The 21,268-nt window shown below is 65.8% G+C and carries 17 protein-coding genes; 7 read left to right on the top strand and 10 right to left on the bottom strand.

Annotation, left to right across the window (positions count from 1 at the left end):
• Positions 1 to 63: 63 nt before the first annotated feature.
• Genes MFF62_RS17160 through MFF62_RS17150 form a run of 3 tightly spaced genes read left to right on the top strand, consistent with a single transcriptional unit; the run spans position 64 to position 1,756 of the window.
• Positions 64 to 573, top strand: coding sequence for a MotA/TolQ/ExbB proton channel family protein (locus tag MFF62_RS17160; protein WP_238264316.1), 510 nt, complete (start codon positions 64 to 66; stop codon positions 571 to 573).
• Positions 570 to 926: a DUF2149 domain-containing protein gene (locus MFF62_RS17155; RefSeq protein WP_238264315.1), complete on the top strand. Its 357-nt coding sequence runs from the start codon at positions 570 to 572 to the stop codon at positions 924 to 926. Before MFF62_RS17160 ends, MFF62_RS17155 begins: the two co-directional genes overlap by 4 nt.
• Positions 923 to 1,756: a ChaN family lipoprotein gene (locus tag MFF62_RS17150; protein WP_238264314.1), complete on the top strand. Its 834-nt coding sequence runs from the start codon at positions 923 to 925 to the stop codon at positions 1,754 to 1,756. Before MFF62_RS17155 ends, MFF62_RS17150 begins: the two co-directional genes overlap by 4 nt.
• A gap of 170 nt (positions 1,757 to 1,926) precedes the next feature.
• On the opposite strand, the gene MFF62_RS17145 is transcribed toward MFF62_RS17150, so the two are convergent.
• Positions 1,927 to 3,405 (bottom strand): sensor histidine kinase, encoded by a 1,479-nt coding sequence (locus MFF62_RS17145; protein ID WP_238264313.1) that lies wholly within the window; start codon positions 3,403 to 3,405, stop codon positions 1,927 to 1,929.
• A 1-nt stretch (position 3,406) separates the two neighbouring features.
• Complete coding sequence (locus MFF62_RS17140; RefSeq protein ID WP_238264312.1) at positions 3,407 to 4,099, bottom strand: response regulator; 693 nt, start codon at positions 4,097 to 4,099, stop codon at positions 3,407 to 3,409.
• 196 nt (positions 4,100 to 4,295) lie between these two features.
• Between MFF62_RS17140 and MFF62_RS17135 the strand changes: the two genes are divergently transcribed.
• Positions 4,296 to 5,411: an ABC transporter substrate-binding protein gene (locus MFF62_RS17135; protein ID WP_238264396.1), complete on the top strand. Its 1,116-nt coding sequence runs from the start codon at positions 4,296 to 4,298 to the stop codon at positions 5,409 to 5,411.
• Positions 5,412 to 5,436: 25 nt separating this feature from the next.
• Here the strand turns inward: MFF62_RS17135 and MFF62_RS17130 are convergent, their stop codons facing one another.
• Positions 5,437 to 6,177, bottom strand: a complete 741-nt coding sequence (locus tag MFF62_RS17130; RefSeq protein ID WP_238264311.1) for a TetR family transcriptional regulator — start codon at positions 6,175 to 6,177, stop codon at positions 5,437 to 5,439.
• A 434-nt stretch (positions 6,178 to 6,611) separates the two neighbouring features.
• Here MFF62_RS17130 and MFF62_RS17125 point away from each other — a divergent pair, with 434 nt between their 5' ends.
• From MFF62_RS17125 to MFF62_RS17115, 3 genes are read left to right on the top strand one after another with little or no spacing between them, the layout of a single operon-like run.
• A complete protein-coding gene (locus MFF62_RS17125) occupies positions 6,612 to 7,868 on the top strand; it encodes an efflux RND transporter periplasmic adaptor subunit (protein WP_238264310.1) in 1,257 nt (418 codons plus the stop codon).
• Between the two features lie 38 nt (positions 7,869 to 7,906).
• Positions 7,907 to 11,059: an efflux RND transporter permease subunit gene (locus MFF62_RS17120; protein WP_238264309.1), complete on the top strand. Its 3,153-nt coding sequence runs from the start codon at positions 7,907 to 7,909 to the stop codon at positions 11,057 to 11,059.
• A gap of 2 nt (positions 11,060 to 11,061) precedes the next feature.
• On the top strand, positions 11,062 to 12,540 hold the full coding sequence (locus MFF62_RS17115; protein WP_238264308.1) for an efflux transporter outer membrane subunit: 1,479 nt from the start codon (positions 11,062 to 11,064) through the stop codon (positions 12,538 to 12,540).
• Between the two features lie 212 nt (positions 12,541 to 12,752).
• Here MFF62_RS17115 and MFF62_RS17110 read toward each other — a convergent pair whose 3' ends face one another.
• From MFF62_RS17110 to MFF62_RS17080, 7 genes are all read right to left on the bottom strand, one after another.
• Positions 12,753 to 13,610, bottom strand: coding sequence for an OmpW/AlkL family protein (locus MFF62_RS17110; protein WP_238264307.1), 858 nt, complete (start codon positions 13,608 to 13,610; stop codon positions 12,753 to 12,755).
• Between the two features lie 18 nt (positions 13,611 to 13,628).
• Positions 13,629 to 14,918 (bottom strand): DUF2957 domain-containing protein, encoded by a 1,290-nt coding sequence (locus MFF62_RS17105; RefSeq protein ID WP_238264306.1) that lies wholly within the window; start codon positions 14,916 to 14,918, stop codon positions 13,629 to 13,631.
• An 86-nt stretch (positions 14,919 to 15,004) separates the two neighbouring features.
• Positions 15,005 to 16,378: a DUF2957 domain-containing protein gene (locus MFF62_RS17100; RefSeq protein WP_238264305.1), complete on the bottom strand. Its 1,374-nt coding sequence runs from the start codon at positions 16,376 to 16,378 to the stop codon at positions 15,005 to 15,007.
• Between the two features lie 226 nt (positions 16,379 to 16,604).
• The gene (locus tag MFF62_RS17095) at positions 16,605 to 17,507 is read right to left on the bottom strand and encodes a DUF1571 domain-containing protein (RefSeq protein ID WP_238264304.1); all 903 of its coding nucleotides are present in this window, start codon (positions 17,505 to 17,507) and stop codon (positions 16,605 to 16,607) included.
• Positions 17,508 to 17,723: 216 nt separating this feature from the next.
• The gene (locus tag MFF62_RS17090) at positions 17,724 to 18,665 is read right to left on the bottom strand and encodes a TetR/AcrR family transcriptional regulator (protein WP_238264303.1); all 942 of its coding nucleotides are present in this window, start codon (positions 18,663 to 18,665) and stop codon (positions 17,724 to 17,726) included.
• A 214-nt stretch (positions 18,666 to 18,879) separates the two neighbouring features.
• Entirely contained in the window at positions 18,880 to 20,475 is a 1,596-nt protein-coding gene (locus tag MFF62_RS17085) for a GMC family oxidoreductase (protein ID WP_238264302.1), read from the bottom strand.
• 12 nt (positions 20,476 to 20,487) lie between these two features.
• Positions 20,488 to 21,072: a hypothetical protein gene (locus MFF62_RS17080; protein ID WP_238264301.1), complete on the bottom strand. Its 585-nt coding sequence runs from the start codon at positions 21,070 to 21,072 to the stop codon at positions 20,488 to 20,490.
• Positions 21,073 to 21,268: the final 196 nt, after the last annotated feature.

The raw sequence follows: 21,268 nt of genomic DNA, 5'->3' as shown, positions 1-21,268 counted from the left end.
ATTTAATACGCAATTTTTTGCTTCACGATATTTATCGCATCGATTTATTTAAGACGCTCGACCATGACACCCACCCTGCTTGAAACCCTGATGTATGACGTCGGCCAGTTGTTCCTGTACCCGACGCTGGCGCTGATCGGCCTGCTGTTCCTCTACGCGTTCTGGGCCCTGGGCGACTTTGCGATGCAGGCCTGGCTGCGCAGCCGCAACGCGATCAACACCGGACGCGGCTATCCGCTGGTGACCTGGGCGCGCCGCCACAAGGTCAGCAACCCCGACGCACTCGATGTAACCGCGCACCGGCTGCTGGAGCGCCCGCGCATTGCCACGCGCGTGGCGCCGATGCTGGGGCTGGTGGCCACGATGATCCCGATGGGGCCGGCGTTGAAGAGCCTGTCCGGCGGCAACCTGGCCAACGTGGGCGAGAACCTGACGATTGCATTCTCGGCGGTGATCCTGGCGCTGATCGCGGCCAGCATTACGTTCTGGGTGGTCAACGTGCGCCGGCGCTGGCTGGCTGAGGAACTGGTGTGGCTGGGTCAATCGAACCCGCAGTGGGAGTCCGAGGCATGAAGTTCCTTGAGGAAAGCGAGGCCGACGACCCGATCCTGTCGGTGGTCAACCTGATCGACGTGTTCCTGGTGGTGATTGCCACCTTGCTCGTGACCATCGCACAGAATCCGCTCAACCCGTTCACGCACAATGACGTGACGATCATCTCGAATCCGGGCAAGCCCAACATGGAAATCGTGTCGCGCCAGGGCGAGAAGATCGTGCGCTACCAGGCCAGCGGTCAGGTGGGGTCTGGCGATGGCATCAAGGCGGGTGTGGCGTATCGCATGAAGGACGGGTCGATGGTCTACGTACCGGAAACCACGCAGGCCCAAACACAAACGCAATCGCAACCGGAGACTGCCAAGCCATGATGCGCCCCCTAGTTTCGCTGACCCTGATTGCGGCGGCATCGATCGCCACCGGCTGCGCCACCGCGCCCTCGCCGCAGGCCATGAGCCAGCAGTTCGCGGGCAAGTCGTACGTGCTGCTGGGCGAGGTCCATGACAGCGCGCCGGCACAGCAGCAGCGGCTGCAGGCGCTGACGCGCGCGGTGAAGACGGGCTGGCGTCCCGCCATCGCCATGGAACAGTTCGACCGCGAACGCCAGGCCGATATCGATCGCGCCCGCCGCGAGCGGCCCAATGACGCCGACTACCTGATCGCGCAGGCCGGCGGCAAGAGCGGCTGGGACTGGACGCTGTACAAGCCTCTGGTGGCGCTGGCGCTGGAGTACGACCTGCCGTTGCGCGCCGCCAATCTGTCGCGCGCCGACGCATCGAAGATCGTGCGTGGCGGGTATGGCGACGTCTTCGCCAAGGACCAGCAGGCGGCACTGGGGCTCGATAACGCGCTGCCGGCGGATATCGTTGTGGCGCAGACTGCCGTGCTGGATGCGGGCCACTGCGGCCACTTTCCCAAGGCGATGCTGCCCGGCATGCTTAACGCCCAGGCTGCGCGCGATGCGGTGATGGCGCAGACGTTGCGGCCCTATGCCAACCGTGGCGCCGTGCTGATCGCCGGCAATGGGCATGTGCGGCGCGACATCGGCGTGCCGCGCTGGCTGCCTGATGGGGGCGTGCTGAGCATCGGGTATATCGAGGAGGATTCGTCGGCTGCAGGTTTTGACGAGGTTGTGCGCGTGCCAGGCAAGGAACGCGAGGACCCGTGCAAGGACGCGGTGATGGGCAAGCCGATGAAGTGATGGTGTATTTGCTCCCCTCTCCCGCATCGCGGGAGAGGGGCCGGGGGAGAGGGCATTGCAGTGCAAATTGCGATGCGTCGGCAAGCAGATCCGCTGGCCCTCTCCCCCAACCCCTCTCCCACTTTGTGGGAGAGGGGAGCAAGACGAGAGGTAAGCAATCATGCGGGAAGCTATCCCTCCGTCATCTCAAAATCCAGTTCCGCCCTTAACCCCCTGCCCTGCGTCGCGTCGCGCAGCGTCACCTTGCCGCCGAAGCGCGCGGCCATCTCGCGTGTGATGGCTAGCCCAAGTCCGGAACCAGGCTCTGTGTTTTCCACGCTGCGATAGAAGCGCGCGAACACCTTCTCGCGTTCGTTCTCGGGGATGCCCGGGCCATCGTCTTCCACCACGAGCAATGCATGACCATCGCGGCGCGCGGCGGACAGCGTGATGCGGCTGCCGCGTCCCGAGTACTGGATAGCGTTGTGCACCAGGTTGGCCAGTGCCTCGCGCAGTAGCGCGGCGTCGGCGCGTACCGGCAGCGTCAGTCCGGCGGGACGCTCCCAGCCGAAGTCCTGCTGCTTGCCGCGCGCGAGCGGCAGGTAGTCCAGCGCGACCTGCTCGGCCACCGTGACGGCGTCGATGACGGCCGCTTCGTCGTGCTGCGTGGTGCCATCGCGCGCGGGTTGTCTCACTCGGGCCAGCGCCAGTAGCTGGTTGGTCAGGCGCGCGGCCTGTTCGAGTTGCGTGACGATGCCGCCCACTGCTTCGGCGGCGGCTTCACGCGATGGCTCATCATGGCGCGCCTGCAACTGGCGCTGCGCGAATTCCGCCTGCGTCTTGAGAATGGCCAACGGCGTGCGCAACTGGTGCGCGGCGTCGGCGATGAACTGGGTCTGCGATTGCGCCATGGCCTCGGATCGCGACACGTGCAGGTTGACCGCATCGACAAGCGGCCGCACTTCCACCGGCACCACGTCAAAGGCCAGTGGCGCCAGGTCGTCTGGCGAACGGGCACGCACGTCGTCGCGTACCCGTTGCAGCGGCTTGAGCACGTAGGTGATGCCGCCCACCAGGATCACGGCCGACAGCACGATCAGTGCGATGTCGCGCAGCAGCGCGCTGCGCCATACGTTGCCGATCAGCGCGGCACGCGGCTCGGCGGTTTCCGCCACCTGGATGATCACGCGCATGTTGGCGTCGGGCCGATAGATCGGCCGGGCCATCGCGGCGATGCGTACCGGGTCGCCGTGATAGACGGCGTCGTAGAAGCGAGGCACGTTGTTGACGAGCGTGCCCTTGGGCAGCGGCAGATCGTCGTAGCCGGTGACGGTCTCCACGCCGCCGCCGCGCTCCATCGACACGCGATAGAACACGTGGGTCTGCGCGGCTGTCTCGAACATCTCCATCGCGGCGTCGGGCAGCGTGAGCTGCACGCTTTCGCCGGCCATGCCGATGGCGTTGTCGATGGTGCGGACCGACCCGTAGAGCGAGCGGTCATAAGCGGTGTTGGCGGCGTCGCGCAACGTGCCGTACGTGAACCACGTGTCGACCGCCATCATCAGTGCCAGCGCCGGCACCAGCAGGATCAGCAACTGGCGGCGCAGGCTGCCGCGCAGCCACAGCCGCACCGGCAGGCGCGCGCGCTGGCGCAGGTGGCGGCGCCACATGTCAGTCTCCGGCCTTGGGGGTATCCGTGGCCTCGGGCTCCAGCAGGTAGCCGAAGCCGCGCAGCGTGACGATGGTCACGCCGTGTCCGGTCAGTTTCTTGCGCAGGCGGTAGACCAGCACCTCGATGGCGTCGGGGCTCACGTCGGCGTCGAGCGAGAAGACCTTGTCCAGCAGTTGTGCCTTGGTCAGCGGCTGGCCACTGCGGGCCAGCAGGGCGCCTAGCAGCGTCGATTCGCGCGGCGTCAACGACAGCGGCGCACCGCCAAGCGTGAAGCTGCGGGTCTCGCCATCGAACACCAGCGTGCCGCATTGCAGGCGCGGATGCGCGCGGCCCCGGCTGCGGCGGATCAGCGCCAGGATGCGGGCTTCGAGTTCGGCGATGGCGAATGGCTTGGGCAGATAGTCGTCGGCGCCCAGGTTCAGGCCGCGTACGCGTTCGTCGAGCGTGTCCTGCGCGGTCAGGATCAGCACGGGGGTGCGATCGTCGCGGCCGCGCATGCTCTTGAGCACGGCCAGACCGTCCTTGCCGGGCAGGCGCAAGTCCAGCACCACGGCGTCGTATTCCTCGGCTTGCAGGCGAGCTTCCGCCTGCAGGCCATCGGCGACGTGCTCGATGACAAAGCCGCCTTGTTCCAGTGCGCGGGCCACCCAGCGGGCCAGTTCCACTTCGTCTTCCACCAGCAGGATGCGCATGCCGGACCTCCTCTGCCCGCTTTCTCGATGTCTCGCGGGCCGCACCTGCGTGCCGCGGGCGCCTATAATACCTCCGCCCTGCCCCCAGGTGTTTCCGCGGGCGGTGCGTCCACTCTATCGCGCCCTCATCCTGTTTCCCGTGCCCGCCGCTCCCGACTTGCCGACGGATTCCTGCCGCGCCACGCGCCGCCAGCTCATGCTCGCGGGCGGTGCCCTGGCCGTGGGCTCGCTGGGGCTACCCGCGCTGGCCCAGCCCACGCCGCGCGTGCCGGCCGGCTATCCGGGCGACTACGCCGACGTCATCGCCGGTGCGCGGCGCGAAGGGTCGGTGACGGTCTATGCGTCGACCGATCTCGAAGTGGTGCAGCCGCTGATCGACGGCTTCGAGGCGCGCTATCCGGGCGTGCAGGTGCGCTACCAGGACCTCAATACGCTGGAGCTGCACGAACGCTTCCTGGCGGAAACCGCGCAGATCACCGCGCCGCCGGCGCGCGATGCCGCGCTGGCCGACGTGCTCTGGAGCACGGCGATGGATCTGCAGATCAAGCTCGTCAACGATGGCTACGCGCTGCGCTACCAATCTCCCGAGCGCAGCGGGCTGCCTAGCTGGGCGGTCTGGCGCGACGAAGCCTGGGGCACCACGTTCGAGCCGGCGGTCATCGTCTACAACCGCAAGCACTTTGCCAGCACGCATATGCCGGGCAGTCGCAGCGGGCTGGCGCGGCTGCTGCAGGAACGGGCGCCACAGTGGCGCGGCAAGGTGGTGACGTACGACGTGGAGCGCTCGGGCGTGGGCTATCTGCTGGCGCAGCAGGACGCGCGCATGGGCAGCGAATTCTGGTATCTGGCGCAGGCGCTCGGGCGCGCCGGCGTGCGGCTGTCGGCGTCGACGGCCGACATGGTCGAGCGCATCGCCAGCGGCGAACTTGTGCTTGGCTACAACCTGCTGGGATCGTATGCGTTGTCGCTGATGGAGCGCGGCGCCGACATTGGCGTGATCGCGCCGCGCGACTACACGCTGGTGATGTCGCGCGTGGCCTTCATCGCGCGCCACGCGCCGCGGCCCAATGCGGCGCGGCTATGGCTGGACTACCTGCTGTCGCGCGACGGCCAGTCGTTGCTGGGCCAGTCGACCTCGCAGCTCTATACCATCCGTACCGATACCGACAGCGCGCACACCGCCAATGCGCTGGCGGAACGGCTGGGCTATGCGCTCAAGCCGATCAGTGTCGGGCCGGGCTTGCTGGCCGCGCAGGACGCGCTGCGCAAGAAGGCATTCCTGGCGCGATGGCGCCAGGCACTCAAGGGCTGAAATTCAAGGCTGAAGGGCTGGCCGTTTATTCGGCGACGGCCTGCACCGCCTGCGCGGCCTGTGCAGCCTGGGGCTGGCGCTCGCACAGCGCGGCCATCTCTTCGTCCAGCGGCGCCATTGGGCGCGGCACATATCCCATGCGCAGGGCCGGAGACAGGCGCAGCGTGTCGATGAAGGCGTCCGCCAGGCGCTCGGCCTCGCGGCTCAGTTCGAAGTCCTCGGGAGAAAACAGCCAGTGCGCCAGCACGCCGCCGATGGCTGCGTGGAAGGCGTTGACAGCCAGGTCCAGGTCCAGGTCCGCCGGCAACTGGCTGCGTTCCATGGCCATGCGCAGGTGTTCGCGCATCTTGACCGTGCCTTCCTTGTGCGACTGGCGCTGGCGCTCGAAGATGGCGCCGTTGTCTTCCACCATCTCGCACTTGTGGAAGATGATCTCGAAGACGCGGCGCCACTGCGGGTTGGTCACGGTCTGGCGGAACACGAATGCGCAGATGTCGCGGATGCCGCCCAGCGGATCTTCCTGCAGTGCCAGCCGCTCGGGCGCGCACAGCGCCTCGACGGGCAGGTTGACGCGGTCGCACATGGCGGCGAACACGTCGCTCTTGTTCTTGAAGTGCCAGTAGATCGCGCCGCGCGTGACGCCTGCCGACTCGGCAATGTCCGCCAGCGACGGGCGTGCCACGCCTCGGGCGTGGAACACGGCTTCCGCCGCATCCAGAATGCGGTTGCGCGTCTCGAGCGCTTCTTCTTTGGTACGTCTGACCATTTCCTCTTACCCCGGCGCCATGTGGGTGGCGTCCCGGTCTCATGATCCCCACGCGCGGGCGCGCCGAAGGGTTCCTTCTCTGTCCAAATTGCTCTAACGCACCGGCGGCGGCATCGTACCTTGAATGGAACAATCGTGCTCACACGGGCGGAGCATTCCAATGCGCACAACAGGTTAGCAAGTGTTGCTATCGCCCCAAATTTGCAACCGGGACTTACATACATGCGCGAATGTATCTATACTACGCGCCTGTCCGGACTTCGGCCAAGCCGTTTTTTTCGACGGTTCTGGTAACCACCCAGCCCTTCTGGCCCTGTCCGCCTGACTCACGCATCACTTTTTTGGCCGCCGCGCCCCGCCCCGGGGCGCGTCTGCTTCCAGCGCAACGTTGGGGGCGACGCGGCAGATCTCAAATTGCCATCATGGGGTTATCGATGAGGAAGTCCCAACGTATCCGTTGCGCAGCCGCTGCTGCCGCCGTCACTGCCATGGCCCTGGCGTTGTCCGCTTGTGGCCCGAAGGCTGCCGAGGGCGGCGCGATGCCGCCGCCGGAAGTGGGTGTGGTTACCGTCACGCCGTCTGCTGTCACCGTCGTCAATGAATTGCCCGGCCGTCTGGAAGGCGTGCGTACCGCTGAAGTGCGGGCCCGCGTGGAAGGCATCGTCCTGTCGCGCAATTACACCGAGGGCGGCGAGGTCAAGGCCGGCCAGGTGCTGTTCCGCATCGATCCCGCGCCGTATCAGGCCCAGCTCGCATCGGCCAAGGCACAACTGGAGCGCGCCGAGGCCAATGCCGTGTCCGCACGCCAGAAGGCCGAGCGCTACAAGCCGCTGGTAGCCGTGAACGCGGTCAGCAAGCAGGAATACGACGAGGCGTTTGCAGCCGCCGGTCAGGCCAATGCCGATATCGCCGCGGCCAAGGCTGCCGTGACCACGGCCCAGATCAACCTGGGCTACACCACGGTTACGTCGCCGATCTCCGGCCGCGTGGGCCGTGCGCTGGTGACCGAGGGCGCGCTGGTGGGCAAGGGCGAAGCCACCAAGCTGGCCACCGTCGAGCAGGTCGATCCGATCTGGGTGACCTTCACGCAGCCGGCTTCGGACGTGGCGCGCCTGCGCGCGGCGATCGAGTCTGGCAAGGTCAAGGGCGTGAACGGCGGCGCCAAGGTGCACCTGTATCCGCAAGCCGACGATAAGGAGTACGCCGCCACCGGCAAGCTGCTGTTCTCGGACATGACTGTCGACCCGACCACGGGCGCCATCACGCTGCGGGCCGAATTCCCGAACCCGAAGCGTGAGCTGCTGTCCGGCACGTTCGTGCGCGTGAAGATCGAGCAGGGTATCGACGAGAACGCGCTGACCGTGCCGCAACGCGCGCTGATCCGTAGCGCCCAGGGTGCCAGCGTGCTGGTGGTGGGTGCCGACGGCAACGTGGCAGCGGTGCCGGTCAAGGCGCCGCAGGCCATTGGCGACCGTTGGGTGGTGACCGAAGGGCTCAAGGGCGGCGAGAAGGTGATCGTCGAGGGCCTGCAGAAGGTTCGCCCCGGCGCGCCCGCCAAGGCCGTGCCGTTCCAGGCACCGAAGACGGCCGATGCGCCGGCATCGGCACCCGCCACGGCACAGGGCGACAAGCCCGCCGCCGCCGGCCAGGACGCCAAGGCCGACGCGAAGTCGGCCGCCAAGCAAGGCTGATCAGCCTTCGACCAAAGCAATAAAAGGGAGCCAGATTCATGGCGAAGTTTTTTATCGACCGGCCGGTCTTCGCGTGGGTGCTCGCGTTGATCATTGCGCTGGGTGGCCTGTTGTCGATCATGCAGTTGCCGATCGCGCAGTACCCCAATATCGCGCCGCCGATCATCACGGTATCCACCACCTACCCCGGTGCGTCCGCCAAGACCATCGAGGATTCGGTGATCACGCCGATCGAGCAGGAGCTCAACGGCGCGCCCAACCTGCTCTACTACGAATCGCAGAGTGAGTCGTCGGGGCTGGCCACGATCAACATCGCATTCGCGCCGGGCTCGAACTCCGACCTGAACTCCGTGGAAGTGCAGAACCGGCTCAAGCGCGTGGAAGCGCGCCTGCCGTCGGAAGTGCGCCAGCAGGGTGTGCGGGTCGACAAGGCCGGCAACAACTACATGATGTTCATCACGGTCTCGTCGAAGTCGGGTAAGTCCGACGCGATCGAGCTGGGCAACTTCGTGTCGGCGCAGGTGGTGGACTCGATCCGCCGCGTGCCCGGCGTGGGTGCCGCCGACCTGTTCGGTACCGAATACGCGATGCGCATCTGGCTGGATCCGGCCAAGCTGACGGGCTTCAACCTGACGCCGCTGGACGTGACTGCTGCCGTTTCCGAGCAAAACATCCAGGTGGCCGTGGGCGAACTCGGCGGCACGCCGTCGCCGCGCGGCACCGAACTCAACGCCACGGTCAACACCGAAAGCCGGCTGACCACGCCCGAGCAGTTCTCGAACATCCTGTTGCGCGTGAATCCGGACGGTTCGTCGGTGCGCATCAAGGACGTGGGCCGCGTGGAACTGGGCGGCGCCGACTACTCGACGTTGGCCCGCATCAACGGCAAGCCGGCTTCGGCCATCGCCATCAAGCTGGCGCCCACGGGCAACGCACTGGCCACGGCCACCGCCGTGCGCGCCAAGATGGAAGAGCTGCAACGCTTCTTCCCGCCCGACTACGAATTCAGCATTCCGTACGACACCTCCGCGTTCGTGAAAATCTCGATCGAGGAAGTGGTCAAGACGCTGCTGGAAGCCGTGGTGCTGGTGTTCCTGGTGATGTACCTGTTCCTGCAGAACTTCCGCGCCACGCTGATTCCGACGCTGGTGGTGCCGGTGGCGCTGCTTGGTACGTTCGGTGCCATGCTGGCGTTCGGCTTCTCGATCAACGTGCTGACAATGTTCGGCATGGTGCTGGCGATCGGTATCCTGGTGGACGATGCGATCGTGGTGGTCGAGAACGTCGAGCGGATCATGAGCGAGGAAGGACTCTCGCCACGCGAAGCGACGCGCAAGGCCATGGGCCAGATCACGGGCGCCATCGTCGGCATCACGCTGGTGCTGACCGCCGTGTTCATCCCGATGGCGTTCTTCTCGGGCTCGGTGGGCAACATCTATCGCCAGTTCTCGCTGTCGCTGATTTCGTCGATGGTGTTCTCGGCCATCCTGGCGCTGACGCTGACGCCGGCCCTGTGCGCGACGCTGCTCAAGCCAGTGGAAGCTGGCCATCATCACGAGCGCAAGGGCTTCTTCGGCTGGTTCAACCGTACCTTCGCCACGGCGTCGACGGGCTACCAGGGCATCGTGGCGCGCATTCTCAAGCGCTCGGGCCGTTACCTGATCATCTACGCGCTGATCATCGCCGGCGTGGTGGTGCTGTTCCAGCGCCTGCCGTCGTCGTTCCTGCCCGATGAAGACCAGGGCTACATGATCACCGTGGTGCAGCTGCCCACGGGTGCAACGCAAGAGCGCACGATTGGCGTGCTCAAGCAGATCGAGGACTACTACCTGCAGAAGGAATCGAAGGTGGTGGACCAGATGATCACGGTGGCGGGCTTCTCGTTCTTCGGCCGCGGCCAGAACGGCGGTATCGCGTTCGTGCGCCTGAAGGACTGGAAGGAGCGCCCCGGCGCCGACCAGACCGCGCAGGCACTGGTGGGCCGTGCGTTCGGCACGCTGTCGTTCATCAAGGACGCCATCATCTTCCCGCTGAACCCGCCGGCCATTTCGGAACTGGGTAATTCGTCGGGCTTCGACTTCCGGCTGCAGGATCGTACGGGCCAGGGTCACGCCAAGCTGATGGAAGCGCGCAACATGATGCTTGGCATGGCTGCGAAGTCGCCGGCGCTGGTGGGTGTGCGTCCGGAAGGCCAGGAAGATGCACCGCAGCTTCGTATCGACATCGATCGCGAGAAGGCGCGTGCGCTGGGCGTGACGGTGGCGGACATCAATGCCACGCTGTCGATCGCCTTTGGCTCGTCGTACGTGAATGACTTCATCTACGAAGGCCGCGTGCGTCGCGTGATCGTGCAGGCGGACGGTGCGGATCGCCAGTTGCCTGACGACCTCGGCAAGCTGCGCGTGCGCAATGCCAACGGCGACATGGTGGCGTTCTCGGCGTTCTCCACGTCGCAGTGGATCATGGGTTCGCCGCGTCTGGAGCGCTACAACGGCATGCCGGCGGTCAAGCTGGCGGGCCAGGCCGCGCCGGGCAAGTCGACCGGTGAAGCCATGCGCGTGATGGAAGAGAACTTCGCCAAGCTGCCGCCGGGCTTCGGCTTCGAGTGGTCGGGTCAGTCGTACGAAGAACGTCTGGCCGGATCGCAGGAGCCGATCCTGTACACGCTGTCGCTGATCATCGTGTTCCTGTGTCTGGCCGCACTCTACGAGAGCTGGTCGATCCCGGTGTCGGTGCTGCTGGTGGTGCCGCTGGGCGTGATTGGCGCGCTGCTGGGCGTGACGCTGCGCGGCATGCCTAACGACGTGTACTTCAAGGTGGGCCTGATCGCGACCATTGGTCTGTCGGCCAAGAACGCCATCCTGATCGTGGAATTCGCCAAGGACCTGCAGGCGCAGGGCCGCAGCCTGGTGGACGCCACGCTGGAAGCGGTGCACCTGCGGTTCCGACCGATCCTGATGACGTCGATGGCGTTCATCCTGGGCGTGCTGCCGCTGGCCATCTCCACGGGTGCGGGCTCGGGTAGCCAGCGCGCGATTGGTACTGGCGTGATGGGCGGCATGATCACGGCAACGGTGCTGGCGATCTTCCTGGTGCCGGTGTTCTTCGTGGTGGTGCGCAGCCGCTTCAAGGGCAGCGACGCCCAACGCGAGCGTGAACAGGCGCGTCTGGAAAGCCACAAGGAAATCTGACAATGACCAAGACTTTGACCACATTGCTGCTGGTGGCCGGGGTGATGAGCGGCTGCACGCTGGCGCCGCACTATGACCGCCCTGCCGCCCCTGTGGCGGGCAGCTACCCGGCCGCGCCGGACGGCTACGCCACGGCAGAGGTGAAGACCGGTGAAACGCGCCGTGCCACCGATATCGGCTGGCGCGAGTTCTTCACCGATCCGCGCCTGCAGATGCTGATCGCCACGTCGCTGGAGAACAACCGCGACCTGCGCACGGCCGCGCTGCGCATCGAGGAAGCGCGCGCGCAGTACCAGATCCAGCGCGCCGACCTGCTGCCGACACTGAACGGCAACGCGAGCTTTCAGCGCGGCCGCTTCTCGGGCACCACGTCGGGCGTGAGCCAGTCATTCACGGGCAACATCTACCAGGTGGGCCTGTCGGTGACGCAGTGGGAGCTGGATTTCTTCGGCCGCGTGCGCAGCCTGTCGAACGCCGCGCTGGCGCAGTACTTTTCCACCGAGGAGGCACATCGCGCCGCGTACATCTCGCTGGTGTCCGAAGTGGCCAAGTCGTATCTGGCCGAACGCGCCGCCGCCGAGCAGTACGACCTGGCACGCGAAACGCTGGAAACGCGCCAGAGCACGTACGAGCTGTCGAAGAAGCGCTTCGATGCGGGTGCTACGTCGGCGCTGGACCTGCGCGACAACGAATCGCTGGTAGCCCAGGCCCGTGTGTCCGCCGCCCAGCTCGCGCGTCAGCGCGCGCAGGCGCAGAACGCGCTCGAAGTGCTGGTGGGCAAGCCGATTGCCGAGATCAAGGACCTGCCGGCGCCGATGCGCCTGTCCGACGAACGCATCATCAGCGACATTCCCGAGGGCCTGCCCTCGGAGCTGCTGACGCAACGTCCGGACATTCGCCAGGCCGAACAGGCGCTGCTGTCCGCTAACGCGAACATCGGCGCGGCTCGCGCGGCGTTCTTCCCGCGCATCACGATGACGGCCAGCGCAGGCAACATCAGCACGTCGTTCACGAACCTGTTCGACAACGGTGCAGGCGTGTGGTCGTTCTCGCCGCAACTGGTGCTGCCGATCTTCGACTATGGCCGCAACCTGTCGAACCTGGACCTGGCCAACGTGCGCAAGAACATCCAGGTGGCCAACTACGAGAAGACCATCCAGACCGCGTTTGCCGAAGTGGCCGACGCCCTGGTGGCGCGCGGCACGCTCGAAGAGCAGGTGGCCGGCCAGGAGCAGCAGCGCAACGCCGAAGCCGCGCGTTACGAGCTGTCGCGCCTGCGCTTCCGCAGCGGCGTGTCGAGCTATCTCGATGAACTGGACGCTCAACGCCAGCTGTTCTCGGCGGAGCAGGCACTGGTGCAGGCACGTCAGTTGCGCCTGACCAATGCGATCGATCTGTATCGCGCGCTCGGTGGCGGGTTGAAGGAAACGGGAGCCGTGGCGCAGGCAGCGCCGCAGACGACTCCTCAGACGACGCAATAACCCCTGGTGTGCTCCCGTCTCCCGCTTCGCGGGAGACGGGTTGGGGGAGAGGGCCAGCGGCTCAAACTGCGGCCACTCACGAAAACGGCGAAGCCTTTTGAGCTTCGCCGTTTTTGTCTTTTTTGGTACTGCTGGGTGCGTGTGGTGATGGATAGGCCTGCCCTCCCCCCGCCCCTCTCCCGGAGGGAGAGGGGAGAAAACATCGGGCAAGGTTAAAACTTGTACGTCGCTGCCAAAAAGAACACGATCGGATTCGGACGCAGCGTGGTCTTTGACGTCGACAGCACCGTGCCATCCGACGCCTTGATGGTCATCGTCGACTCCGACTTCAGCGGAATGTAGGTCACCGCACCGGTCACGCCCCAATGCTCGTTGAAGTTGTACGTGCCGCCGATATTGAAGATCGGTGCCCACGACGATGACGCGTCGGCGCTGACCGAGGTCGGCCCCGGGATGCCCGCCCCGGCCGCGAGGATGGCGCCGAGGTTGTTGTTCACCGATTCCGCAAACGCCGGATTGACCTTGATGTCGGTGAAGAAGTTGTAGGACACCCCCACGCCCACGAACGGCCGAAACGATACGCCCGGCGAGCGGAAGTGGTACTGCACCATGGCGGCCGGGCTCCACTGGCGTGCGCGCGTGATGATCGGATTCAGCGACGGATCACCCAGGCTCTGGTGCCCGAGCGCGCCGGCCGGGCCGGGCGGAATCAGCTCGCCGTGGCCGTAGATCTTGAACGTTGGCGGAATGCCGCCCACGCCGGTGATCGCGATGTGATCGGTCACGAAGTGGCTGAACGTCAGGCCCAGCGTATCGGCATTCGACGTCGACAGGCCGCTGCCCGGCGCCGAGAACGATGACGGCAGGCCCAGCGGATAGTTGATCGGCACGTCGACCACGTTGGTGGTCAGCGGCCCGCTGGTGCCAAACGTCTGGATATGGAACCAGCCGGCTGACACCACGTTGTCGCCCGCCTTCTGCGCATGCGCGGGCATGGCCAGGCAGGTGGCAACAACGGCGGCCAGCGCCAGCAGCGGCTTCCAGGTACGGCGGATGTAGGAATGATGCATCGTCAATGTCTCCTGCCGTTATTCGACGAAGGCGCCGATCGTGAAGTACGGGCTGCCGTTGCGGCTTTCCAGGAATCCGAACACGCCGCCGGTGAACATCAGCTTGCCGGTGATGCCGGCGGTGCCCTCCTTGCGTGTGGTGGTGACCACGCCTGCCGTGGTCTGCGAGAAGTCGAGCTTCAGCGCAATCGCGCGCGTGGCATCCGAGGCGTGGAACGGGTCGAGCATGGCGGCGTCAGCGGCCACCAGTGCGGTGGTCTTGTAGTCGAAGTTGCTGTCTACGCCGATGTACTCGCCGTTCACGCTGCCCTGCACGGCGGAGACTGCCGGTGCCATCATGCCGATGCCGATCTCATCGTCGGCCCCCAGCGGCAGCTTGTCCGCGCTGGCATAGCCCACGCGGATCATCACCGGCACCAGTTGCCCGCGCAGCTTGCCCACGATCAGGTAGGCGCGTCCTATCACATTGCCCAGCGTCGGCGCCTGTTCGCCTTCATAGTTCGTCGACAGCAAGGTGCCGTTTGACTGCGGCGCGAACTTGTTGCCCTTCTGCTTGCATGCGCCGCCGGCCTTGTTGTCGCACACGCTGAACGAACCGTCGGCCGCCAGCGACATCCGGTAGTCCTGCGCCACTTGCGCGAAGTTCTTCGACGGGATTTCGTGGAAGCCCGAACCGTTGTAGATGCCCGCGATCTTGCCCAGGTCGGTCTCGGTCTGCGCAAAGCCGATGAACTGGAAGTACGGGAACGTGGTGTCAGGCACCGCGCCCGCGCCCAGCAGCCCGTTGAACTGGATGCGCGCGCCGGGGATGGTGCCGCCCATCACGCCTTCGCCCAGGAACAGCTTTGCGGGGCGTGCCGGGTCCAGGCTCGCGCCCTGCAGCACGAACGCGCACTGGTTCAGCTTCTGGGTCGGCAGGCCGGTTTCCTGGACCAACGCACCGGTCATCACGTTCTTGCCGTCGGTGGGATCCGAGCGCGTGGGCGATACCGTGCCCGTGGTGCGCGGCACCGATGAATCAAGGAAGGTCACGGCCCAGGTCATCTTGCTGGTATCGATCTGTACCTTGACCAGTTCGCCCGAGCCGGTGCCGCCGATGTACGGCGTCGTGTAATCGACTGACGACGGGCACAGCCGGGGCGTGACCGCTGCCGGCGTGGACGTGCCGCCGCCATCGCCACCCCCGCCGCCGCAAGCGGCCAGCAGAGTGGTGGTGACCAGGGCCAGCGCCAGGCGTGGCGCCCATGACCGTCGTTCGACGGGGGCGCCGGCGGCGTGCGAGGCAAGCGATTGCGGCAGCTGTTGCATGTGGAGTCTCCTTGGTACTTTCTTATGTGTGAGGCAGGGTTCTGTGCGCGGTGGCGTCACGCACCAGGCGTGACGCGTGACTCGTGCTAGCGGCCGGCCACCGCGCTAACGCGGAAGGTCGGGTTGGCGTCGGGGCCGAAAAGATGCGCATACACGGGGCCCGTGGTGATCAGCGATCCGGTGATGCCGCTGTTGTCGACGGTGGTCACCAGGCCCGGCTGCGTGGCCTGCGTGAGATCCATCTGGAAGCCACCGATCGGCGTGAGCGACGGGTCTTGCGGATCGAGCCACGCGCCTACGTTGTCGTGCAGCGACGACGCCACGTAGCGGAAGTCGCTGCCCGAGCCGATGTAGCCGCCCTTGAGCGACGCCGCGCTGGTGGCGGTGGTGGGCGACAGCAGCGCGATGCCCGACTCGTCATCCACGCGCAGCTTGAAGTCCAGCGGGTTCAGGTCGATCTCGGCAAAGCCCACGCGCACCAGCAGCGGCACCAGCTTGCCTTCGAGCTTGCCAACGATCAGCACGCCACGGGCCCGGCTGTAGTTGTCCTGCAGCAGCGCCGTCTTGTAGAAGTACGGATACGGCTGCATCTCGTTGTCGTTGGCGCTTTCGAACGCACCATCGGTGCCCGTGCGCAGCTTCCACGGCTGACCCGTGGTCTTGCAGGTGCCCGACGCGGCCGTGCAGGTGCCATCGGCGTTCAGCGTCTCGACGGTGCTGGCCACGGCCGGCGCGTAGTTGGTGCCGTTGATCAGCTCGCCGCTCGATGGCACCAAGTGATAACCGAGCATGTTGTAGCTGCCCGCCACCTTGGCGAAGCTGGTCTCGGTCTCGGCAAAGGCCAGCACCGGATACATCGGGAACGTGCGCGGCGGAATCACGCCCAGGCCGAACAGGTCGGGATTGTTGTACGCGATGGTTGCGCCCGGAATGCCGCCACCGGCCACGCCGTTGCCGACGAACAGGATCGGCGGATTGGCGGGATCGATGATGGCCTGCGACTTGCCATCGGATGCGGACACGGTCTTCAGCTCGTATGCGCAGTTGTTCTGCGCCTCGGTGGGCAGCGGCTTGGTCGGATGGCTCATCGTGCCGGTCAGCGTGACACCGGCGCGCGTCGGCGACACCGTGTTCACTTCCTTGGGCACGGCCGATTCCAGGATCTGGATGCGATAGGTGCCCTGCTTGCTGTCGAGCTGGATCTTCAGGAACTCGCCCGCGCCCGAGCCGCCCGTGTACGTGGTGTTGTAGTCGAGCACGGCCGGGCAAATGGCGGCCACGGGCTGGTTCACTGTGGGGCCTGACGGTGTGCACGTGCCATTGGTGCCGCACTGCTGTGCAGCCGCTTGCGGCGTGGAACCGCCGGGGTCTCCGTCGTCGCCGCCGCAGGCGGACAGCGCGAGTGTCAGGCTTACCCCAGCCAAGGCAAAAAAGGTGCGTCGAAGGTTCGACTGTTGCATGGTTGTCTCCTCGTTCTTATGACGGCGCACCGGCTAGAGCCCAAGGTGTCGCACGGTGGTCGGAATCTCGCGTTTCAAGCGTCTGCGCGCAATAGAGCGCTCGTTCCAAACATCGCTGCTGCGCCGCCTGCCGTTGTCAGCCAAGCGCCTCGCGCCCGTGTTCAAACTGCGTGCACAAGCATGTGCGCACGAATTCAAACGGGGCTCGGCGCCTGGGTCGGCCACTTCAGAATTTGTATTCGCTGTTGGTGGGATCGAATGCCGATGCATCGAACGACTTCTTCACGGCCTTCTCGAAGACGATCTTCTCGACCATGAAGCCGTCGGCGTCCCACGCTGTTTCCGCGCGCGGCCATGGCTGCTTGAGGTCGAACATCAGCTGCACCTTCTTCGCGTAGTACTTGGGCGCGCCCTCGGGCAGCTCCCATGTCAGGGCCACCATGCGCACGCCATGCTCCTGCACGACTTCCGCGCGCGTGTATTTCTCGGGCAGGCCGGCGGCGCGCAGTGTCTTCGCGTCGCGCTCCAGCATCGACAGCACGAACTGGAAGCCGAGGTCGCGCACGGTGTGATTCGATTGCGATTTGGCCAGCGTGCCGTCGATCGACGTCCAGATCGACGTGAAGCCCATGAGACCGCCCAGGTGGCCGTACATCTCCTCCTTGCGTTTGGTCTCGTCGTAGATGATTTCCTGACCGGCCTGCGCGCCGTTGGGCAACCACTTGGCATAGAGCTGTCGCGGCAGATGGCGGTAGCGGATCATCATGCGCGCGGGCTTGTCCTGCCATTGGCCGTTCAGGCGCTCTTGCCGCGTCATCCAGTATTCGTATTCGGGATAGCGGTTGATTTCCTGGCGCGCCCACGTGAGCAATGCCTCGGGTTGCAGTGCGTCGAATACGGCCAGCACCTGCGCGTCGGGCAGCGACGCGAGTTCGCCGCTGGCGGTCTGCTTGCCCAGCAACGCGATCTGCTGCGTGGTGGGCAAGCCGTCGTAGGGTGTGGGGGCGCGGGTGGCTGCGGCGGCCGGTGATGGTGCGCCCTGCGCATGCGCTTCGAGCAGGCTGCCCGGCGGCGCGGCCAGCAATCCGAGGCTGCCGCCGAACGCGGCGATGACCAACATCTGCTTCATTGCGTGTCTCCGGTGTTGTTCTTGTTCAGGCAAAACGGGGTCCTTCCGGCCGTGTGGAGCACGACAGGTCGGGGCGCACGTCAAACGCGGCGCACAGCGGGTCACACCGCGCGTGCAGGCGTGGTGATCAACAGGCTGATGGTGAAGGCGACGATTGCCGTCGCGGCTCGCAGCAGCGTGCGTCGCGGCCTCGGTGGAGACCGCGACGGCGTGCCGCTATGTCCTGGGGCGGGTGCGCATCCAGTCGTCGAGAGGGTTGCTGGGGAAGGTGGCGCAATGCTCGCGCCGGACGGCCATGCTGGCGGTGGGCGGACGCGTAGCGACTTCACTGCGCGCGGGCCGGGTGCTGCGCCGCGCGCGGTTCATCGCCGCGGCGGTGGCCGCGGCAAGTTCCTGGGCTTCGTTGTCGGCGGTGACGGCCATCGCCGCGATCTGGGCCTGTTCGTCGGCGTGCTGGGCCTCGCCAATCTCGAATACTTCCTGCAGCGCGCCAAGCTCCTGCGTCGCGGGCGATGGGGCCTTGAGCGCCGCCACCACCATCGACGTCAGTTGCGCCAGCACCTGTGCGTCGCTCATGCGCTTGCCCTGCGTGAACGCCGGCATCAGGTTGCCGAGTTCGTCGCCGGCCAGCACGCCAGCCAGCGCCTTGAGTGCGAAATGCAGGCGCCAACCCAGTTCCTGGCGTGGCACATCGGGCAGCGCGCGTGCAAAGGCATCGAAGAAGCGGCCGAACACGGGCGCGTAATGGCCCATCAGCCAGGTCTGGATGAATGGAGAGGTATCGGAATACACCCGCCCGAGCAGGCGCAGGAATGATGGGCCGCCAATTTCGGGTTCGCGGGCCATCTGCAATGCGGGCACGAACAGCGCCCCCATCACGTGTTCGCAACGGATGGCGTTGCCGGGCCAGCGAGACTCGCAGGCATCCAGCAATGCAAGCCGCCGCGTGTTCAAGGGATCCAGCCGGCGGCCCAGCACCGACTGCATCATGATTTCCTTGCTGCGGAAGTGATAGTTGACGGCAGCCAGATTGACGATCGCGCGGGACGTAACCTGCCTGAGCGACGTCGCTTCATAGCCCACCTCGATGAACAGCTTCTCGGTTGCATCGAGGATACGGGCCTTGGTATCTCCTGCCGTAGTTTTCCCGGTCTTCATGGGGCGTCTCTCGCTGAAAAACCGCTGTGGACCCCTGCAAAATAAGTACTACAAATCCACGACCGCCCGCTCCGCGTTCTAACGGCATACGGATGCTTGAAACGGTTGTAGGGAGCCTATCCAGCGCTCCGAGTGTTTCACAAGACCATTTTTCGAAGACTTACTCTAAATTGCAAGCCCTCATTCCGCCTGATTCCGCCTGGCAAACTTCGCATCACGCCATGATGGTCTTTTGCAACGCCGAGGCATTTTGCGCCGTCAACGCGAAGACTGACAACTGGGGATTGGCCCCGATGCTGGTAGGAAACACCGAGCCGTCGAGCACGGACAGGCCGGCCAGATGGTGATGGCGGCCGGTACTGTCCACCACGCCCCGCTTTGGATCATCGCTCATTGCGCAGCCGCCCATCAAATGGGCCGTGAACAGCAACGCGCGGAATTTCTTCAAGGGCAGGCTGCCGATGCCATCGCGGGCCTGCGCCCAGCTCGTGTAGTTCGTGCCATCCAGGTGGGCGGGCCGCACGCGCCGCGCACCCGCCGCGAACTGTGCCTCAGCCATGCTCAGGTAGGCGCGGCGGACCCCATCCCATACGTAGTCGCTCACTTCGTAGTCCAGGATCGGGCTGCCATCCTTTGCAATCCTTACACGGCCGCCGGGACTGTCGGCGACAAAGCCGTCGCGCAGCAAGGCCAGCATGGCGTTGGTATTGGGCAACGCTGCCATCTGGCGCCGCAGGTCTTCGCCCAAGCTGTTGAACACGCCGGCGCTGATGCCGGGGAACATCGGCGGCACTTCGAGCTTGTAGCCCATCGGGCCGGTGGCGCCGTCGCGCCACTGGAAATGATCGGAAGCCACTGATTGCGGTGCGCCATAATACGGATCAATTTGTTCCTGCATTTCGGCGATGATTAAATTCACCGGATGAATAAAGGTGCGTTGGCCGATGCGCTCGTGCGGGTCGGGCACGCGGGACCGCAGCAGCAGCGCCGGCGTATTGATCGCGCCCCCCGCGGCAATGACGTACCTGGCACGGACCGTCACGCCGATGCCGGTGGCCGTGTAGCCGTCGTGGCCCAGCGCCTCGGCGGTCAGGCCGTGCACGCGATTGCCGTCGTGGTCGATGGACCGCACGCGCAGCCGATGCACCAGCGTGGCGCCATGGGCCAGCGCGTTGGGAATCGTCGACACCAGCATCGACTGCTTGGCGTTGACCGGGCAGCCCAGCCCGCAATAGCCCGAATTCCAGCAGCCCTTCACGTTGCGCGGTATCACGTGCCATTCCCAGCCCAGCGCCTGGCATCCGCGCCGCAGCACGGCGTTGTTCGGATTGGCGTCCATGGCCCACGGCGCCATGCCCAGGCGTGCCTCGATCTGCGCGAACCACGGCGCCATGTCGGCCTGGCTGTGCCCGGTTACCGCGTGTTCGGCGGCCCAGTGCGCGAGCGTCTGCGGCGGCGTGCGAAAGCTCGACGACCAGTTGACCGTGGTGCTGCCGCCCACCGAGCGGCCTTGCAGGATCGAGATCGCGCCATCCGATGTGGCACGCGCGGCGGCCTCCTGGTACAGCTCGCGATAGGCGCGCGCCTCGTCCATGTCGCGGAAGCTGTCGGACGTATGCAGGCCGCCCTCTTCCAGCAGCAGCACGTTGAGACCGGCATGGCTCAGGATCTCGGCTGCGATGCCGCCGCCCGCACCGCTGCCCACGATGGCGACGTCGGCGTCGAGAGTGCGCGATGCGGCAAAGGTGGCGGCGTCCAGCACTTTCCATCCGGACGCGATGCCGGCGCTGTAGATATCGTCGATTGGCATGATGGCGGCGGGCTAGCTGTGCAGGGCGCGATAGATCGCGGGATTGGGACCGGGATAGCCGCTGGCGGCCCAGGCGTCAGGCAATACGAAATAGGCCACGCTGACCAGCTTCACCAGCACCACGCCACCGGCATTGAGCGTGGCGAAGCGGCTGGCGCGCCAACGCGCCAGGAAGGCGCCTACCTGTTCCGGCGTGGCTTGGTCCCACGATGAGCGCACGCCGGCCAGCGCCCAGCGCAGCGGCGTGCTGGAAAGCAGGTCCAGCAGCTTGCGCAGTTCGTCGCGGCCGTTCTGGTCCATGGCGGCAATCGTCCCGTCGATGTTCTTCACGGCCGCGTCGATGCGCTTGCCGCGCGCGGCGCCGTCCAGTTGCTGCAGGTCGATGGCCACGGCCGGCAGCAGCGCGCGAAACAGCGCCACGTCGGCGGGCCGCAGGAATGACAGGCCGGTCTGCGGCGGCGTGTCGGCGGGCGTGCAGCCGGTCAGGCCAGGCAGCAGTGCCGAGCAGGCGATGGCCGCAGAGAACCCCGCGCCGACCTTGAGAAACTGCCTGCGGGACGGGTTGGGCGTGGGTGCGGCAAGGTCAGATGTGGGCATCGTGTCTCCGAGTCTTGTGCTGTCGCGATCCGCTCTGTGGCGGCGTTGCGATTCTGCCGAAGCCTTCGAAAATATTTTGGTCCGGCACAGCGGTTTCAAACGCACGACCGACTGCCATGGCCGGCGCACTTCCGTCGGCGGACGCGCTGTTTCATGTGACGCCTACTGCGCTGGAAATGGGCCAAAAATAGAGCAA

It is taken from the genome of Cupriavidus pauculus (assembly GCF_022179805.1).
Lineage (GTDB): Bacteria > Pseudomonadota > Gammaproteobacteria > Burkholderiales > Burkholderiaceae > Cupriavidus > Cupriavidus pauculus_E.
The sequence above is the reverse complement of the archived record's forward strand: the minus strand, read 5'-3'. Positions and strand labels throughout refer to the sequence as shown.

What these genes read in the sequence shown, in the direction of transcription:
- MFF62_RS17160 (WP_238264316.1), top strand. Translation starts at nt 64, where the DNA reads ATGACACCCACCCTGCTTGAAACCCTGATGTATGACGTCGGCCAGTTG.
- MFF62_RS17155 (WP_238264315.1), top strand. Translation starts at nt 570, where the DNA reads ATGAAGTTCCTTGAGGAAAGCGAGGCCGACGACCCGATCCTGTCGGTG.
- MFF62_RS17150 (WP_238264314.1), top strand. Translation starts at nt 923, where the DNA reads ATGATGCGCCCCCTAGTTTCGCTGACCCTGATTGCGGCGGCATCGATC.
- MFF62_RS17145 (WP_238264313.1), bottom strand. Translation starts at nt 3,405, where the DNA reads ATGTGGCGCCGCCACCTGCGCCAGCGCGCGCGCCTGCCGGTGCGGCTG.
- MFF62_RS17140 (WP_238264312.1), bottom strand. Translation starts at nt 4,099, where the DNA reads ATGCGCATCCTGCTGGTGGAAGACGAAGTGGAACTGGCCCGCTGGGTG.
- MFF62_RS17135 (WP_238264396.1), top strand. Translation starts at nt 4,296, where the DNA reads ATGCTCGCGGGCGGTGCCCTGGCCGTGGGCTCGCTGGGGCTACCCGCG.
- MFF62_RS17130 (WP_238264311.1), bottom strand. Translation starts at nt 6,177, where the DNA reads ATGGTCAGACGTACCAAAGAAGAAGCGCTCGAGACGCGCAACCGCATT.
- MFF62_RS17125 (WP_238264310.1), top strand. Translation starts at nt 6,612, where the DNA reads ATGAGGAAGTCCCAACGTATCCGTTGCGCAGCCGCTGCTGCCGCCGTC.
- MFF62_RS17120 (WP_238264309.1), top strand. Translation starts at nt 7,907, where the DNA reads ATGGCGAAGTTTTTTATCGACCGGCCGGTCTTCGCGTGGGTGCTCGCG.
- MFF62_RS17115 (WP_238264308.1), top strand. Translation starts at nt 11,062, where the DNA reads ATGACCAAGACTTTGACCACATTGCTGCTGGTGGCCGGGGTGATGAGC.
- MFF62_RS17110 (WP_238264307.1), bottom strand. Translation starts at nt 13,610, where the DNA reads ATGCATCATTCCTACATCCGCCGTACCTGGAAGCCGCTGCTGGCGCTG.
- MFF62_RS17105 (WP_238264306.1), bottom strand. Translation starts at nt 14,918, where the DNA reads ATGCAACAGCTGCCGCAATCGCTTGCCTCGCACGCCGCCGGCGCCCCC.
- MFF62_RS17100 (WP_238264305.1), bottom strand. Translation starts at nt 16,378, where the DNA reads ATGCAACAGTCGAACCTTCGACGCACCTTTTTTGCCTTGGCTGGGGTA.
- MFF62_RS17095 (WP_238264304.1), bottom strand. Translation starts at nt 17,507, where the DNA reads ATGAAGCAGATGTTGGTCATCGCCGCGTTCGGCGGCAGCCTCGGATTG.
- MFF62_RS17090 (WP_238264303.1), bottom strand. Translation starts at nt 18,665, where the DNA reads ATGAAGACCGGGAAAACTACGGCAGGAGATACCAAGGCCCGTATCCTC.
- MFF62_RS17085 (WP_238264302.1), bottom strand. Translation starts at nt 20,475, where the DNA reads ATGCCAATCGACGATATCTACAGCGCCGGCATCGCGTCCGGATGGAAA.
- MFF62_RS17080 (WP_238264301.1), bottom strand. Translation starts at nt 21,072, where the DNA reads ATGCCCACATCTGACCTTGCCGCACCCACGCCCAACCCGTCCCGCAGG.